Source organism: Nonomuraea sp. NPDC049709 (assembly GCF_040674815.1).
Classification (GTDB): domain Bacteria; phylum Actinomycetota; class Actinomycetes; order Streptosporangiales; family Streptosporangiaceae; genus Nonomuraea.
Map to the genome: position 1 here is coordinate 133227 of NZ_JBFANM010000026.1, position 15368 is coordinate 148594.

Annotated in this window: 12 protein-coding genes; 2 read left to right on the top strand and 10 right to left on the bottom strand. The window is 69.7% G+C overall.

What is annotated here, in order from left to right; all coding sequences use genetic code 11:
• Positions 1–6: 6 nt before the first annotated feature.
• Positions 7–1026: a LacI family DNA-binding transcriptional regulator gene (locus AB0J69_RS26465; RefSeq protein ID WP_364122363.1), complete on the bottom strand. Its 1020-nt coding sequence runs from the start codon at positions 1024–1026 to the stop codon at positions 7–9.
• Positions 1027–1231: 205 nt separating this feature from the next.
• Positions 1232–1501 (bottom strand): GntR family transcriptional regulator, encoded by a 270-nt coding sequence (locus AB0J69_RS26470; protein WP_364122365.1) that lies wholly within the window; start codon positions 1499–1501, stop codon positions 1232–1234.
• 703 nt (positions 1502–2204) lie between these two features.
• Between AB0J69_RS26470 and AB0J69_RS26475 the strand changes: the two genes are divergently transcribed.
• Complete coding sequence (locus tag AB0J69_RS26475) at positions 2205–2528, top strand: hypothetical protein (protein ID WP_364122367.1); 324 nt, start codon at positions 2205–2207, stop codon at positions 2526–2528.
• A gap of 4 nt (positions 2529–2532) precedes the next feature.
• Here the strand turns inward: AB0J69_RS26475 and AB0J69_RS26480 are convergent, their stop codons facing one another.
• The 8 genes from AB0J69_RS26480 to AB0J69_RS26515 all read right to left on the bottom strand — a co-directional run bounded on the left by AB0J69_RS26480 (position 2533) and on the right by AB0J69_RS26515 (position 14924).
• Complete coding sequence (locus AB0J69_RS26480; protein ID WP_364122369.1) at positions 2533–5490, bottom strand: glycosyl hydrolase; 2958 nt, start codon at positions 5488–5490, stop codon at positions 2533–2535.
• 93 nt (positions 5491–5583) lie between these two features.
• Positions 5584–7365, bottom strand: a complete 1782-nt coding sequence (locus AB0J69_RS26485; protein ID WP_364122391.1) for a right-handed parallel beta-helix repeat-containing protein — start codon at positions 7363–7365, stop codon at positions 5584–5586.
• A gap of 11 nt (positions 7366–7376) precedes the next feature.
• On the bottom strand, positions 7377–9152 hold the full coding sequence (locus AB0J69_RS26490; RefSeq protein WP_364122371.1) for a right-handed parallel beta-helix repeat-containing protein: 1776 nt from the start codon (positions 9150–9152) through the stop codon (positions 7377–7379).
• A gap of 41 nt (positions 9153–9193) precedes the next feature.
• A complete protein-coding gene (locus tag AB0J69_RS26495) occupies positions 9194–9961 on the bottom strand; it encodes a hypothetical protein (protein ID WP_364122373.1) in 768 nt (255 codons plus the stop codon).
• A 46-nt stretch (positions 9962–10007) separates the two neighbouring features.
• Positions 10008–11915, bottom strand: coding sequence for a hypothetical protein (locus AB0J69_RS26500; protein ID WP_364122375.1), 1908 nt, complete (start codon positions 11913–11915; stop codon positions 10008–10010).
• Between the two features lie 2 nt (positions 11916–11917).
• Complete coding sequence (locus tag AB0J69_RS26505) at positions 11918–12727, bottom strand: carbohydrate ABC transporter permease (protein WP_364122377.1); 810 nt, start codon at positions 12725–12727, stop codon at positions 11918–11920.
• Complete coding sequence (locus tag AB0J69_RS26510) at positions 12724–13656, bottom strand: sugar ABC transporter permease (RefSeq protein ID WP_364122379.1); 933 nt, start codon at positions 13654–13656, stop codon at positions 12724–12726. The genes AB0J69_RS26505 and AB0J69_RS26510 overlap by 4 nt, the downstream gene beginning before the upstream one ends.
• A complete protein-coding gene (locus AB0J69_RS26515) occupies positions 13653–14924 on the bottom strand; it encodes an extracellular solute-binding protein (protein ID WP_364122381.1) in 1272 nt (423 codons plus the stop codon). The genes AB0J69_RS26510 and AB0J69_RS26515 overlap by 4 nt, the downstream gene beginning before the upstream one ends.
• A gap of 194 nt (positions 14925–15118) precedes the next feature.
• Between AB0J69_RS26515 and AB0J69_RS26520 the strand changes: the two genes are divergently transcribed.
• The coding region (locus AB0J69_RS26520; RefSeq protein ID WP_364122393.1) for a helix-turn-helix domain-containing protein at positions 15119–15368 on the top strand (250 nt) is incomplete at its 3' end.

Sequence of the window (15368 nt, forward strand, 5' to 3'; positions counted from 1 at the left end):
CCGGTCTCAGTTGTGCAGGCGGGGTTCCGGGCAGCCGCAGGAGCCGCGGGTCACGAGAGTGGCGGAGAAGATCTTGGTGAGCGGTTCCCCGCCCTCCTTCTCGATGGCCGCCACAAGCGTCTCCGTGGCGTGGCGGGCCATCTCGTCGATCGGCTGGCTGATCGTGGTCAACCCCGGCACCGTATACGCCGCCTCCCTCGCCCCGTCGAACCCCACCACCGCCACGTCCTCCGGCACCCGCAGCCCGAGGTCCGCGGCGGCGCGCATGGCGCCGATGGCCTGGTCGTCGATGGAGGCGAACACAGCCGTCGGACGATCGGCGGTCGCCGACAGGAGCCGGAACGCCGCGTCGTACCCACCCTCCAGGCTCAGCTCCCCCTCCGCGACCGGCCCCGCCGGCGCCCCCGCCTCCCGCAGGGCACGCCGCCAGCCCGCGGCCCTGAGCTCGACGGGCGTGATGTCCAGGGGGCCGCCGACGAAGCCGATGCGCCGGTGACCGTGCTCCAGCAGGTGGCGGGTGGCCTGGTAGCCGCCCTCCTCGTCGTCCACCGCGAGCCGGGAGAAGTGCGGCGGCGCGGTGTGGTCGATGGTGACGACCGGGATGCGGCCGCACATCTCCTCGGCCCGGTCGGTGGAGACCGGCACGCGCATCAGGACCAGCCCGTCCACCTGATGCTCCATGAACCGCCTGACGTACCCCTCCGCCCGCGCCGGATCCTCGGCCGAGTTGCCCAGCAGCACCGAGTATCCCCGCTGCCAGGCCACCTCCTCGCAGGCCCGGGTGAACTGCCCGAAGAACGGGCTGGTGCCACCCGCGCTGTCGGAGGCGATCACGCCGATGGTCCAGGTGCGGCGCGCGCGCAGGGACCTGGCGACCGCGTTGGGCCGGTAGCCGAGCTCCTCGACCGCGGCCAGGACGCGCCGCCTGGCCGCCTCGGAGACGGGCTTGGGCCCGTTGTTGATCACGTAGCTGACCACGGCGGGCGAGGTGCCCGCCAGGCGCGCCACGTCGTTGCGTGTCACCACGCGCGTCTCACCCCGGCTGTCACGAACACAGCTTACGGTCCGGCTTCACAGGCCCGGGCGAGCACGGCCCGGACGGGCGGCTCACCTGGTGAGGCCGCAAGCCTCCCCTCGCACAAGCGGTCGGGGCGCCGCCAAGAACGTGGTGAATCCGGCTTCGTCGCCCGCTCCACAACGGCGGCGGACGGGACGATCGCAGGTAAGGCTGTCACCTCGATGTAGTGGCGCCGTGGGCGACGAAGGTGCCGCGGCCGTGGACGACGATGAGCAGGTCGCGTTCGGCCAGTTCCTTGATGGCGCGGCGGATGGTGACCCGGGATACGCCGTACTGGCTCGCGATCTCCAGCTCGGCCGGCATCTTGGCGCCGGGGAGGAGCTTGCCGGAAGCGATCTCGGCTTCGACGTCCTCGGCGACCTGTTGCCAGACCAGCTTGGGTCCATCATGGTCGATTCGGTCGCTTTTATCCTGCAGAGCCATGAGCCAGACCCTACGGGACCCATGACTTGCTGTAACGAACGGCTACCTCCCAAGACGCTTCCTGAAGTCTTAAGAGGTCTTAAGATGTCTTCTTGTAGCGGGACAACCACAAACGTTGTGGTGGAGTGCTTCCTTTCCGCAGCGTGATCGAACGATGGCCTGGGAGGTTCGCATGGACACGGAGGGATTTCACGGCCCGCATCCGAAGCCGCCGAAGGAGGGATGCGTCGCGATCGACTGGTCGGAGCCGCCGCCCCGAGACTGCGCCGTCAGGGTGCGGAGTCACACGTGCGAGTGCATGGTCGAGGTGTACGCGCTGTGCACGGCGGACGGCAAGGGCTGCATTCGCCGGACCGAGAAGGTGGCCGGCGGTGATCGGATCAGTGAGAGCCCGTGGGCGGGGGCAGCGGAGGCGAGGCAGCTGTGGAACGACCTTCTTGAAGGGGATGCACGGTAGCGGAGTGCGTTCGAGGAAACATGAGCGTCATGCCGCCCCCCCGGCATGCCGCTCTCGTTCAGATGTTCGCCGACTGCCCTAGCCGATCGAGAGGGGGGTGGACGGGTTTCGGCTGCGGGCCCGGGTGCGGGGGCCGGACGGTGTTCCTGCCATCACCGACCTGCAGGAGGCGGTCGCCCACATGGGGCTCGCGGTCATGCCTGTCATGGTGCACGGCCGCGAGCGCAAGGTGAATACGCCTACAGCATGGCGGCGCCCGAGATCCGGTGTCTCCTGGAGGAGATCATGACGTCCACAGCCTGGCCGGTCTACAGTCCCTTCGCCCGTGAACACTATGGCCGTGGCCTCAAAGAAGGCGAAGCCAGGGGAGAAGCCAGGGGAGAAGCCAGAGGCGAGGCCAGGGGAGAGGCCAAAGTGGTGCTGCTTGTGCTGGCCACGCGTGGACTCGACGTGCCGGATGACGTCCGCGACCGCATCACCGGCTGTACTGACCTCGCTCAGCTTGAAGCCTGGGCCACTCGTGCGGTTACCGCGCGGACTGTTCAGGATCTGTTCGAAGAGCACCCTTAGCGTCTCAGGTCTGCACCCTGGCCTCCCCGTACGGCACCAGCCGTACCGGGCCGAGGAGGCCGTACGGTTGGCGTGACAGCGCGCCGTAGACGGTCGGGTCCGCGACTCTGAGGCGGTTGCCCAACGGGGTCGCCACCTCCACTTCGATGGTGTTCGTGCCGCGCCGCAGATGTGGGCCGAGGTCGATGACGGGGTGGATCTGGTCCACGGGGGCGAGGGAGCGGCCGTTGACGCGGACTCGGCAGGTGTCGGTGATCTCGCCCAGTTCCAGGTATGCCGCCGTGTCGGTCAGGTCGACGGTTGTGGTGTACGTCCCGACTCCTGATGCGTCGGCCAGTTCGGGGATCGCCGACCATGGGACGAGCTGGTCGAGGGTCAGGGAGTGGGTGATCTTCGAGTCCGGGCGCCAGTCCTCCACCGTGAGGTGCCATGAGGTCAGGGGGATGGGGGAGGGGACCGGGCCGATGGTGGTGGTGATCGAGCGGCCGTTGGAGAGCGTCGTGGTGCAGGCGGCGGCGTGGGTGGCGCGGATCGTCAGGTGGCGGCCGTCGAATCTCACCGCGTCCGCGTCTGAGGTCACCGCGTGCGTGCGTGCGCCTGTTCTGTCGCCGAACAGGCCGGGGCGGCCGATGGCGATGATCCGGGCCTGGGCCGGTTGCAGGGTCACACGTAGGCGGATTCGGCCGTGCCCGTCCTCCGTGTACAGGGCGATGCGTTCGGCGGTGCCTGTCCAGGGGTTCAGGAGGTACGGGACGCCGTCATGGGCGGTGCGGGTGAAGGTGACCTCGTGGTCTATGGGGGTTATGGGTGGTTTGGCGTTCTCCTGGTGTTTGCCGTTGCAGAGGTAGTAGTAGTCCACGTCCCCGTCCGTGCGGCGCATGGTGAGGAGGGTGGAGGGGGTCGCGTAGTGGACGTCGGGCTGTACGCCCAGGGAGGCCAGGGCGGTGGGCACGTCGGCAGGAGACGCGACCACGCGCACCGTGGGCTCGGCGGTCAGGGAGGCGACGAGGCGGCGGAGTCGCTCGGTTTCCCCGTCGCGGGGCACGCCGGGCGGCGAGGCTGATGACCAGGTGCCGAGGAAGACGATGGGGAGGCCCGCCCGGGCGTATTGGAGGAGCCGGTTCGCCGCCGCGAGCGTCATGGTGCATTCGGCGGCGTTGAAGCGGTCGCCTTCGACGAACAGCGCCTTGTAGGCGGGGGTCGCCAGCCGTCCGCGGATGACGCGGGATCCGGGCAGGTCCAGGAGCGGGGCGGTGACGAACTGGTGGGTCCAGCCGGTCGGGATCCCGGTGGCGGTGAACCAGGAGGCGCCGATGCCGGTCTTGGTGTAGCCGGTCTGGCGTAGGACGGCCACGTCAACCCGCGGCTGACCTTGTTGCATGATCAGGTGGATTCGCGCGAAATATGCGGAAATGTCGGTGATGTGACCCCACGTCGGCTGGCGCGGGCCCCATGACTCCGCGTAGCCCGCCCTCCCGTCGTACGGCGTGAACGCGGCGAACCCCGGCCACCCGGCCCCGGGCGCGGTCGCGTACGAGAAGCCGTGCAGCACCGTCTGGTTGAGGCCCGCCGCGTACGCCCCGCCCATCGTGCGCAGCAGCTTCTTCCAGGTGGTGGTGTAGGCCCCGCCCTGGTACGCCCCCGCCTCGCAGGACAGCACCTCGCCACCGCCCAGGTCCCGGCCCCCGGCCAGGCAGCGGTAGTCGTCGAGGTTCTTGAAACCGAGGGACTCCCCTTCAGGGATGTCGACGATGGCCGCGGCCTCGATGGCGTCGGTCTGCAACCCGTACGGCTGCGCCCGCAACCGCAGCCCGAGCGAGTGCGCCCAGTCGCGCAACCTCGTGAAGTGGTGCCGGTTGAACAGCTCGGAGACCGTGTCCCAGAAGTCCTTGCGGGCGTGCCGGGTGAGCACGGCCTCGTACGTGAAGACGGGATCCTCGTTCGCGAGCACGATCACCGGCAGGAAGGGCGCCAGCGCGTAGCCGCGTCGCCGCTCGAACTCGGCGGGCAGGTCCGGCGTCCAGGGCAGCGCGTCGGTCTCGATCTCGATGGAGTCCTCGAACAGCGCCCCGCCCGCCCGCCGCAACAGCCTCCGTACGGCAGGGGTGAGCAGCTCCGACTCCCAGTAGTCGATCACCGCCTGGGTGCCCGCCCGGCTGAAGTGGTCCACGACGTACGACTCGGGCGCGGTGTGCGGGCCGGACTCCGGGCGCTGGCCGGAGCCGCGCCGCCAGTACGAGATCAGCAGCCACTCGCCCTCGTCCGGCGCGGTCCACGTGATCGTCCCGCCGGTCACGGGGACGTCCCGGACGGAGGCGGGGTCGAGGCCGGTCTCGTCGCGGGTGGAGTGGGCGGGCTCGATCCGGGCGGCCTGGACGAGCAGCAGCGTGCGCTCGGGGCGCCCGGGCACGGCGGGCGGCGGCACCGGACCCGTGTACGTGGCGCCCGGGGCCACGGCGACCGAGCCGTGCGCGAGCTCCTGGCAGGCGGCCTCGCTCTCGGGGGTGATCGAGGGGACCGCGGCGGGCCAGGAGGGGCCGATGGTGAGGTCGATGCCGATCCCGCGCCTGGCGGCCTGGTCGAGGGCGGCCTCGACGGCGGCGGTCCAGGCGGGGGTGCCCCAGCCGTGCCCGGCCGGGTCGAGCACGGACTTGTCGCGGATGCTGTGGTGCACCGCCGCGATCTCCGCGCCACCGAACCCGGCCGCGGCGAGCTGGTCCACCTCCCGCCGGATCTCGGCCGGGTCGACGTGGGCGTCGGGCCACCACCAGCGCACCATCGGCCGGTAGGGGGAGCGGGGCCGGGCGAACCAGTCGCCCGTGGGACTGGCTGCGGCGGCGGGGGAGGGATCGAGGGCGAGTGCGACGGTGGTGGCGGTGCCGAGCGCGAGGAAGCCGCGGCGGGTCAGCGGAAGGCGGCGAGGGCGGGGGGAAGGGGAACCGTGGTGCGTCGGGTCGTTCACGGGCGCTCCAGGAAGCCGGTCCTGCGGGGGTGGCCGGATGGATGGGGCGCCGGGCCGGCCGGCCCGGCGCCCCGGTCAGTGGGCCGGGTCAGCTCACTTGCTCGGGATCGGGTACGGGAACGCGCCCGTCACGCCGATCTTGTCGTACTCCATCTTCGAGGCGTCGAAGCCGTCCTGCCAGCTGGCGTTCGTCACCTCGTTGCACTGGTAGCTCTGGTACTTGTCGTCGGTGACCTTGCCCACCTCGATGTTGTCGAAGGCGAAGCCGCAGCCGCCCGCGTCCATGTGCACCCCGCGGGTGCCGCTGTCGGGCATGGAGGCGTCGGGGATGACGTCCCCGATGACGACCTGGGAGACGTGGTTGGTGATCTCGTGCGGGTCGAGGTTGCTGACGCCGTAGGTGTAGAAGGCGCCCATGTCGCCGCTGTCCAGCCCCGCCTCCTCGATCCTGAGGTACTTGAAGACGTTGCCGTGCGCGTACCCGTCGCCGTCCTGCACCTCCGGCCGGACCTCCAGGCTGACGCCGTAGCGGGCGCTGTGCCGGACGACGGTGTGGCTGACCTCGTTGTTCCCGGTGTTCATGAGCTCGACCCCGGACGCGTCCCCGGGGACCAGCTCGCCGATGTGGTGGATGTAGTTGTTGGTGAAGACGTTCCGGCCGGCCACGTCGCCCTCGCCCGGGTACGGCCCCTCGACCTTGATCCCGTCGGCCCCGACGTTCTCCAGCAGGCTGTCGGAGATCCGGACGCGGTCGTTGGCGAACAGCAGGTAGAAACCGGTGAATCCGGTGTCGGAGACGTGCAGCCGGGTCAGGTCGATGCCGCTGGTGTTGGTCAGCGTCACCGCGCCGAACCGGTTGCGCGGCATCTCGATCTGCCGGTCGTACTGGGGGTATTTGTGCGGTTCCCCGGCGTCGCCGGCGCTGATCCAGCCGTTGCGGTACCAGCTCACGAAGTCGGTGTACTGCAGGGCCAGGCCGTCGAAGGTGACGTCGCGCACCCGCCGCTCGGGCGTGCTGCCCTTGAGCGAGAGGATCGTCCTGACCGTGGGGGCCACGACCTGGTCGATGGACCCGCGCGGCCAGTAGTAGACCTCGCCCTTGGCGAAGTCGAAGAAGTACTCGCCCGGCTGGTCGAGGAAGTCCAGCGAGTTCTGCAGGAAGTAGCGGGAGCCGCCGCGGCTGTTGACCATGGCGTACCGCGTCCAGTGGGCGAGCGTGATCTGGTTGTCGTCCCAGGACGGGTTCTTGATCGGGACGGTGTCGGTGAACCAGCTCCAGCTACCGCCCGACCAGACCACGGCCTGGGCGTTGTCGAGGTTCCAGCTCTTGTCCCAGTCGCCGGGGTTGGAGTACAGCCACTGCTGCACCGCCTCCTTCTCCGGCTCCTTCAGCACCGAGGTGAGGTACGGCGCCCACACGTCGTCGGACCTGCGGTTCGGGTAGCGCGCCGTGGTGGCGCGCTCGCCGTCCTCGAACAGCGTGTAGAAGGTACGGTCCACCTTCGTCTTGTAGATGTGGTCGTCGTGCTTCTGCCATCCCGTCACCGGCCTGGCGCCCAGCAGGCGGGCCTTGCCCGGGCCGTCCGCGCTGCGGTAGATCACGCGGTGGCCGTTCCGGCCGGAGTCGGCCTCGGTGAACTCGATGGTCCGGTCCACGACGTAGTCGCCGGCCTTGATGTTGACCACGATGTCGCAGCTCTGGGGCCGCTTCCTGACCTGGTCGCGGGCGTGCTCGATCGTCTTCCACGGCCGCTGCGCGGTGCCGGGGCCGCCGTCGGCCCCGTCCGGCGCGACGTGGAACTCGATCGGCTTGCAGGGCGCCTGGGCGTCGGCGGCGGGGGCGACGAGGAGCGCCGCCAGCACCACCCCGGCCATGCTCACGGCTCTCACTGCGAGGCCCCGGGGATCGGGTACGGGAACGCGCTCGTCACGCCGATCTTGTCGTACTCCATCTTCGAGGCGTCGAAGCCCGCGGCCCAGTTCGCGTTGGTGACCTGGTTGCACTGGTAGCTCTGGTACTTGTCGTCGCTGACCTTGCCCACCTCGATGTTCTCGAAGGTGAAGCCGCAACCGCCGGCGTCCATGTGCACGCCTCGGGTGCCGCTGTCCGGCATGGCGCCGGCCGGGTCGTTGATGACGTCCGTGATCACCATCTGCTTGACGTGGTTGTCCATGGGGTGCGGCTCGACGTTGCTGACGCCGTAGGTGTAGAAGGCCCCCATGTCACCGCTGTCCAGGCCGGTCTCCTCCAGCTTGATGTAGGAGAAGGAGTTGTTGCGGGCGTAGTTGTCCGCCGGCTTGATCTCGGGCCGGACCTCCAGGCTGATGCCGTACCTGGCGCTGTGCCTGACGTTGATGTTGCTGACCGTGTTGTTGCCCGTGCTCATCAGCTCGATGCCGGACGCGTCGCCGGGCACGAGCTCGCCGACGTGGTAGATGTAGTTGTTCGTGATCGTGTGGTGCCCGGAGATGTCACCCTCGCCGGGATAGCCGCCCTCGACCTTGATGCCGTCGGCGCCGATGTTCTCCAGCAGGCTGTCCGAGACCTTGACCCGCTCGTTGGCGAAGAGCAGGTAGATGCCCATGTAGCCGCTGTCGGACAGGTTGAGCCCGGTCAGGTCGATGTCACGGGTGTTCGTCAGCGTGATCATGCCGAACCGGTTGCGCGGCATCTCGATCTGCCGGTCGTAGACGGGGTACTTGTGCTCGTAGCCCGAGTCGCCCTCGCTGATCCAGCCGGCCCGATACCAGTCCACGAAGTCGCTGTACTGCAGGGCCAGGCCGTCGAAGGCCAGGTTCTGCACGCGCTGGTCGGGGGTGCTGCCCTTGAGCGAGATGATCGTCTTCACTGTGGGGGCCACGACCTTGTCGATCGAGGTCTTCGGCCAGTAGTAGACCTCGCTGTTGGCGAAGTCGAAGTAGTACTCACCGGGCTGGTCGAGGAAGCGCAGCGTGTTCTGCAGGAAGTAGCGCGAGCCGCTGCGGCTGTTGACGAACGCGTACCTGGCCCAGTGGTTGAGCGTGAAGAAGTTCTTGCGGAAGTCGGCGCCGCCCAGCGGCACGGTGTCGGTGAACCAGCTCCACGAGCCGCCCGACCACACCACGATCTGCGAGTTCCGGTCGAAGTCGGCGTCCCACTCCTTGGGCACGTCCTCCGGCTTGAAGTACAGCCACTGGCGCACCGCCTCCTTCTCCGGCTCGCCGAGCACCGAGAACAGGTACGGCGACCACAGGTCGTCGCTGGTCCGGTTCGGGTGGCGGGCGGTGGTGGCGCGCTTGCCGTCCTCGAACAGCGTGTAGAAGGTACGATCCATCTTGGTCTTGTAGATGTTGTCCTTGTACTTCTGCCATCCCGTCACCGGCTTGGCACCCAGCAGGCGGGCCTTGCCCGGGCCGTCCGCGCTGCGATAGGTGATCTTGTGGCCGTTCTGACCGGAGTCGGCCTCGGTGAACTCGATGGTCTTGTCCACGACGTAGTCGCCGGCCTTGACGTTGACGACGATGTCGCAGTTCTGGTGGTTCTTCTTGGCCCTGAGCGCGTCGCGGGCCTGCTCGATGGTCTTCCACGGGCTCCTGGCGCTGCCGTCGCCACGGTCGCTGCCCGCGGTGGAGACGTAGTAGTCGCAGTTGGGCCGGGCGGCCGACGGCGTGGGGGTCGTCAAGCCGCCTACCAGTAAGACGACCGCGCCTACGGACCTGAGGATCACTGGCTCTCCTTAATGTCCCGCCACCGTTCGAAGTCGGCGCGGGTCTCGGGGGTGAGTGGGTAGTAGTCGGAAAGCGCCCCGCCCTCCTCGATGCGGGCGCGGCTGTAGCGCTCCCACTGCTCGTGGTCGGCGGCGGCGTCGAGCACCGTGCCGGCCCGGCGCAACGGCACCACCACGGCGCCGTCGTCGTCGGCCACGCACAGGTCGCCGGGCAGCGCGAGCGCGCCGCCGACGGCCACCGGCACGTCGTACGCCCACGGGAACAGCTCCGCCTGCGACGCGTAGTGCGGGGTGGCGCCCGTGCACCAGATCGGCACCCCGAGCCCGCTCACCCGGGGCAGGTCCCTGATCCGGCCGTCCACGACGATGGCGGCGCCGCCCTTGCGCTTGAAGTAGCGCACCAGCATGTCGCCGAAGCAGCCGGTGTACGCACTGCCGTACGCCTGCACGACGAGCACGTCGCCGGGCCGGATGTCCTCCAGCACGTGCCACAGGGCCGTGTGCCGCTCGACGTACTCCTGGCCGAGCCCGGAGGCGATGTCCTCGCGCTGCGGCATGAACTGCAGCGTGCGGACCCGGCCGGCGACCTTCTGCCCCGCCGCGATGGGACGCGGCCCCTCGACGAAGGTCCGCCGGATGCCCTGCGCGTGCAACTTGGCGCAGGCCGTGGCCGAGCTGATCCGGGACAGTCCCTCCACGAGGGCGGGATCGGGTTCGGCGGGCAGCTTCCCGCGAACGGGCAGATCCCAGATGGCGTCGTCCATGTAACTCCTCAGTAGTGCCGGCGCGGGTAGGTGGTGCTCGCGCGGGTCAGTAGTGCTGGTGCGACGGCGTGCGGACGCGCGCGGTCGTGTGCAGGTCGAGCCGGATGCGGCGGCCGGGGGGCAGCTCCACGAGCAGGCGCGGGCCGTCCACCGTCACCTCCTGCTCGGTCTCGGTGACGGAGGGCGCGGTGTAGGCGCGCGGGTCGCCGGGGTAGCCGTCGCCTGCGTGGGCGGTGACGGTCGCGCGGTCGATGCGGTGCTCGCCGAACTGGCCGGCCTGCACGATCACCCTGCGGGTCCGGCTGAGGCTCAGGTTGACCAGCTCCACGGCGGTGCCGTCGGGGCGTACGGAGCCGACCAGCGCGGCCACGTCCTCGGGCAGCCCCGGGCGGTGGCGGTCGGCGTCGAAGTAGGCCAGCCGGGCCGGCAGCAGCCCGCCGTTGTAGAGCACCTGCGGGGTGCCGGTGACGAGCTGCAGCAGCGCCTCGGTGACCACGGGGTTGAGCCGCTGCCAGTGGTGCACGTGGATGGTGGCCAGGTCCGCCTCGTCCGTCTCGATGAGCGCCATGCGGCGCTGCACCTGGCCGAGCGCGGTGGTGAGCATCCGCTCAGGGAAGGCGGGGTTGGCGCCGCGCAGGTATTCCAGCCAGGGCGCCTCGTGCCCGGCCTCCTCCTTGTTGCGGAACGGCCGCACCGTCGTCCAGTCGTAGCCCGAGCCCCGGCGTACCCGGTCGAGCCGGTCGGCGTCCCCCTGCGCGAGGGTCATGTGCCAGAGCCAGACCGGGAGGCCGAGCTGCGGGGGCTGGAAGTCGAACCAGCCGTGGTCGTCGTGCCGGTTGGGCACCAGCATCGTGGGCTTGCCGGCCTCGTCGCCCAGCTCCGCCAGCCAGCGGTCGCTGATGCTCATGTCCGTCTCGGTCACGGCGGCCTGGGTCGCGCGGTCGTACACGATCTCCAGGGGGTCGCGGCCGATGGCGAGCGCGGCGTCGTCGCCGGTCAGCAGGTGGGCGTTGACGGCGGCGATCGCGGCGGCGGCACCGACGCTGTAGAGGCCGTGCGGCCACTGCCAGCCGTAGTTGCCGCCGTACCAGCGGCCGCCGTGCAGCTCGCCGACCACGCCGGACGGGCCCACGTTGTCGGGCAGGATCCCGCCGTTGGCCTCGGCCCTGCCCTGCCAGGCGCCGATGTAGCGCAGCGCCCAGTCGCGGTAGCGGTCGTCGCCGTCGTACAGCCAGGCGTTGACGGCCAGGCTGGTCGCGGCCAGGTTGACGGCCACGTCGCCGCGGCCGATGCGCTCGCTCATCGCCGCGCCCATCCGCGCGGCGTTGCTCGGGTCGGCCAGGTCCCGCCACTCCGTGATGCCCGGCAGGTCGCGCAGCGGCAGGCCGAACGGCCGCATGCTGACCAGGTCGGTGTGGTAGGAGGCCCACTCCCACTGCAGACCGTAGCGGGGGCCGCCGGCGCCGTTGTGCGGGGCCCGGATGATGTCGTGCTCGGGGTCGTAGTTGGCCGAGCCGGGCAGGTACAGGTCGGCGAAGCGGCGGGCCCGCTCGCGGAAGCGCTCGTCGCGCGGGTCGGCCGCGCAGATGCCGTAGAACAGCAGCATCGACTCGCCCTGGTGGAACCAGTCGTAGCCGCGCTCGTACTCGTCGACCAGGTAGCCCAGCTCGGTGAGCTGCGCGGTGACGCCCTCCCAGTGGTGCTTGGCGGCGTCGAGCAGGTCGTCGGCCCCGCCGAGCTGGTAGAGCGTCGGCCAGTTGAAGAACGCCTCGTAGAAGTCGTCGGCCCCGTCCCGGTCCGCGGCTGGACCGTGGTAGACGAGCCGCCCGTCGGGGCCGCAGTAGCGGGCGGCGAAGGCCCGCCACGCCTCGTCGAGGGCGTCGAACAGCCTGCGCTCCAGCACCGCCCAGGCCGGCGGCACACCGAGCGGCACCGTCGCTCTGATCTCGCGCATGTTCACCCTTTCGTTGCTCCTGCCGTGAGGCCGCTGATGATGTGCCGTTGCATGAAGACGAAGAAGACGAGCAGGGGTGCGATGGCCAGCAGCAGCGTCGGGAAGACGACCGTGTAGTCGGTGGAGTACTGGCTGACCGCCGCGTAGACGCCGGTGGTGACGGTGTAGAGGCCGCTGCCGGGGCCCAGGATGATCTGCGGGTTCACGAAGTCGTTCCACACCGAGAAGGTGTTGAGGATGACCATCGTGGCGACCGCGGGCCGCATCAGCGGGAAGACGATCTGCCAGAACGTACGCAGCCGGCCCGCCCCGTCCACCGCCGCCGCCTGGTCGAGCACGGCCGGGATGGTGGCGATGTAGCCCGCGTACAGGAAGATCGAGAACGGTAGCGTGAGTGTGGTCTCGAACAGCACGAACCCGCGGATGGTGCCCATCAGGCCCAGGGTCTTGAGCACGTACACGACGGGGATGACCAGCACCTGGCCGGGGATGAACGTGCCGGCCAGGAAGAACAGCATGAGCACGCGGAAGCGGCGCTTGGGGCTGCGCGCGATCACGTACGCGGCCGGGGCGGCCAGCCCCACCGACAGCACGTTGACCGCCACCACGAACAGCAGCGTGATCGCGTACCCCTTGACCACGTTGAACTGCGGGTTCGTCAGCGCCCTGCCCAGGGGTTCGAGGGTCAGGCCGCCGAGGCCGAACGGGTTGGCCAGGATGTCCTGCTGGCCCTTGAACGCGTTGACGGTCAGCACGTACAGGGGGATGAGCATGAAGGCGACGGTCGCCCAGAGGAAGGTCTTTCTCGTCATTGGTGCACCGCCAGCTCGCCGCGCCTGCGCAGCTTCGTCACCACGAACGCCAGCGCCGCCGTCACCAGCATGAGGATCACCGACTGCGCGGAGCCGAAGCCGAGGCGGGCGTCGTGGAAGGAGTTCCACAGGATGAGGTAGGCGACGGTCTGGGTCTGCCCGGCCGGCCCGCCCGCCGTCAGCGAGACCACCAGGTCGTACGTCTTCAGCAGCGTCACCAGCGACAGCACGATGTTCACGGTCACGGACGGGCCCAGCGCGGGCAGCGTCACGTTCCTGAACACCTGCCGGCGCGTCGCCCCGTCGATCCGCGCCGCCTCGATGAGCGAGTGCGGCACCGCCTGGAGGCCCGCGAGATAGAGGACCACGTTGACGCCGAACCCGGCCCACACCAGGACGGCGATCATGGTGACCGTGGCCCAGGTCGGGTCCGACAGGAACGGGATCACCTCGCCGCCCCAGGTGGTGACCAGGTTGTTGACCGCACCGGTGGTGCCGAGGATGGCCGACCAGAGGAAGCCGACCACCAGGGCGCTGAGCACGTGCGGGTAGAACAGCACGATCCGGAAGAACGTGTTCGCCTTGGAGGCGCCGTTGACCAGGAGGGCGAAGCCGAGGCCGAGGAGGTTCAGCCCGGCCGTGCCGGCCGCCGCGACCAGCAGGGTGACCAGCGAGGCGCGCTGCAGCTCGGGGTCGCTCAGCAGGTCGGCGTAGTTGGCGGCGCCGACGAAGGCGGGGTCGGCGCTGAAGCCGTCCCAGTCGGTCAGGCTCAGGTAGAGGGCCAGGCCGACCGGGATGATCAGCATCACGACGTAGAGGATCGTGGCCGGGGCGACCATGAGGGTGTTGGCCAGCCCGTCGAACCCGCGTTTTCTGGGGGGCGCCGGCCGCGCCGTGACGACGGTGGGTGCTTCCCGGGTGAGGGTCATGAGCGGCCGGCCAGCCAGCGGTCCACGCCCTCGGCCACTTCCTCGGGCGACTTGCCCACGTACAGGCCCTGGACCTCGGTGTTCCAGGCGGCGTTGAAGCCCTTGGGGAGGGTGGCGTCGCCGTACCCCTCGCCCTGGGGGACGCCTTGGGGAGCCTTGTCCAGGATCTCCTGCACCTGCTTCTCCAGCGGGGTGAACTCGCGCTCCACGCCGGTGCGGAAGTTGCCGTCCTGGGCGAGCTGGCTCTTGACCGCCGCCGGGTCGGTGACCAGCCACTGGACGAGCTTGAGCGCCGCGCCCTTCTGCGGGGTGGACTTGAGGATCATGTACGGGGCCGCGAGCGTGGCGCCCTGCGGGCCCGGGTACGTCTGGCCCTTGTCGACCGGGGCGGGGAAGACGCCGACCTCGAAGTCCTTCTCGGCCTTGGCCTCGGTGGCGGTGAACCAGCTGCCCATGACGTACATGGCCGACTTGCCCGACAGGAACGCGGTCTCGGCGTCGGCGTACTTCATACCGAGGGCGTTCTTGTCGACGTACCCCTTGTCGATCCAGGTGCGGTAGCGCTCCAGGTACGGCAGCAGCGACTCGCCGGCCTTGAGCTTGCCCGCCTTGATGTCCTGCTGCCAGGCCGGGTGGGTCTGTGCCCGGCTCGGATTGGACAGCTGCAGCAGCTGCAGGCCCGTGAGGAAGTCGCCGCCCGTCTGCAGCGGCAGGTAGCCGGCGTCCTTGAGCTTGCCCATGGCGGCGTCGAACTCGTCGAACGTGGTCGGCGGCGTCTTGATCCCGGCCTTGTCGAAGGCCGCCTTGTTGTAGAAGACCAGCGACTGGGCCTGGATGCCGACCCCGACCGAGTAGACCTTGCCGCCCAGCTTGGCCTGCTCGGCCAGCGGCGTGTCCTTCGTCCAGGGCTGGTCGGTCAGGTCGAGCATCTGCTTGGCCAGCGTCTCGTCCGCCATCAGCGTCTCGACCACGTCGGGCGCGTTGCCGGCGGCGAGCTGCTGCGGCAGCGTGTCGGCCACGCCCTTGCCGGTCGGCGCCTCGATCTTGACGTCGATGCCGGGGTTGGCCTGCTCGAACGGCTTGACCAGGCCGTCCCAGTACGCCTGGGTGAGGTTCGGGCTGATGTTGACCAGCATCCGGACGGTGACCGGGCCGCCCTCGCTCTGCTGTGCCTGGGAGTCGCCGGCGAAGCCGCCCCCGCCGCAGCCGGTGAGCAGGAACAGGAAACCGGCGGCGGACAGGGCGAGGGATGGACGGGGGGAACGCATCGCACCTCCAAGGGGGCGAGATCTGCGACGCCTTTTAATGGGTCGTTACTCGATTAGCGATTATTTAATACGTTGGTCACATGGGCCCGTCAAGGGGAAATGTGACGCTACAAATACGTGTACAGCGGGTTGCTGAGTCATAAATACGTTAAGGTGGGCGCGTGGTAGGACGTGAAGCCGACAATCGGCTGGTAGTGGGCGCCGAGGAGCTGTCGACGCTGCGGGAGTGGGCCTCCCGGGAGCCCGGGGGAGGGCTGGCGCTGCGCAGCCGCATCGTGCTGGCGTGCGCCGACGGGCTGCCCCGCAAGGAGGTCGCCACGCGGCTGGCGGTGAGCCCGGCGACCGTGGCGAAGTGGCGGGCCCGCTTCGTGGAGCGCGGCCTCGACGGCCTGTCGGACGCGCCCCGGCCGGGGCGGCCGCACGCGAGCGACCTGAGCGCCTTCG

What these genes read in the sequence shown, in the direction of transcription:
- AB0J69_RS26470 (WP_364122365.1), bottom strand. Translation starts at nt 1,501, where the DNA reads ATGGCTCTGCAGGATAAAAGCGACCGAATCGACCATGATGGACCCAAG.
- AB0J69_RS26475 (WP_364122367.1), top strand. Translation starts at nt 2,205, where the DNA reads ATGGCGGCGCCCGAGATCCGGTGTCTCCTGGAGGAGATCATGACGTCC.
- AB0J69_RS26485 (WP_364122391.1), bottom strand. Translation starts at nt 7,365, where the DNA reads ATGGCCGGGGTGGTGCTGGCGGCGCTCCTCGTCGCCCCCGCCGCCGAC.
- AB0J69_RS26495 (WP_364122373.1), bottom strand. Translation starts at nt 9,961, where the DNA reads ATGGACGACGCCATCTGGGATCTGCCCGTTCGCGGGAAGCTGCCCGCC.
- AB0J69_RS26500 (WP_364122375.1), bottom strand. Translation starts at nt 11,915, where the DNA reads ATGCGCGAGATCAGAGCGACGGTGCCGCTCGGTGTGCCGCCGGCCTGG.
- AB0J69_RS26505 (WP_364122377.1), bottom strand. Translation starts at nt 12,727, where the DNA reads ATGACGAGAAAGACCTTCCTCTGGGCGACCGTCGCCTTCATGCTCATC.
- AB0J69_RS26510 (WP_364122379.1), bottom strand. Translation starts at nt 13,656, where the DNA reads ATGACCCTCACCCGGGAAGCACCCACCGTCGTCACGGCGCGGCCGGCG.
- AB0J69_RS26515 (WP_364122381.1), bottom strand. Translation starts at nt 14,924, where the DNA reads ATGCGTTCCCCCCGTCCATCCCTCGCCCTGTCCGCCGCCGGTTTCCTG.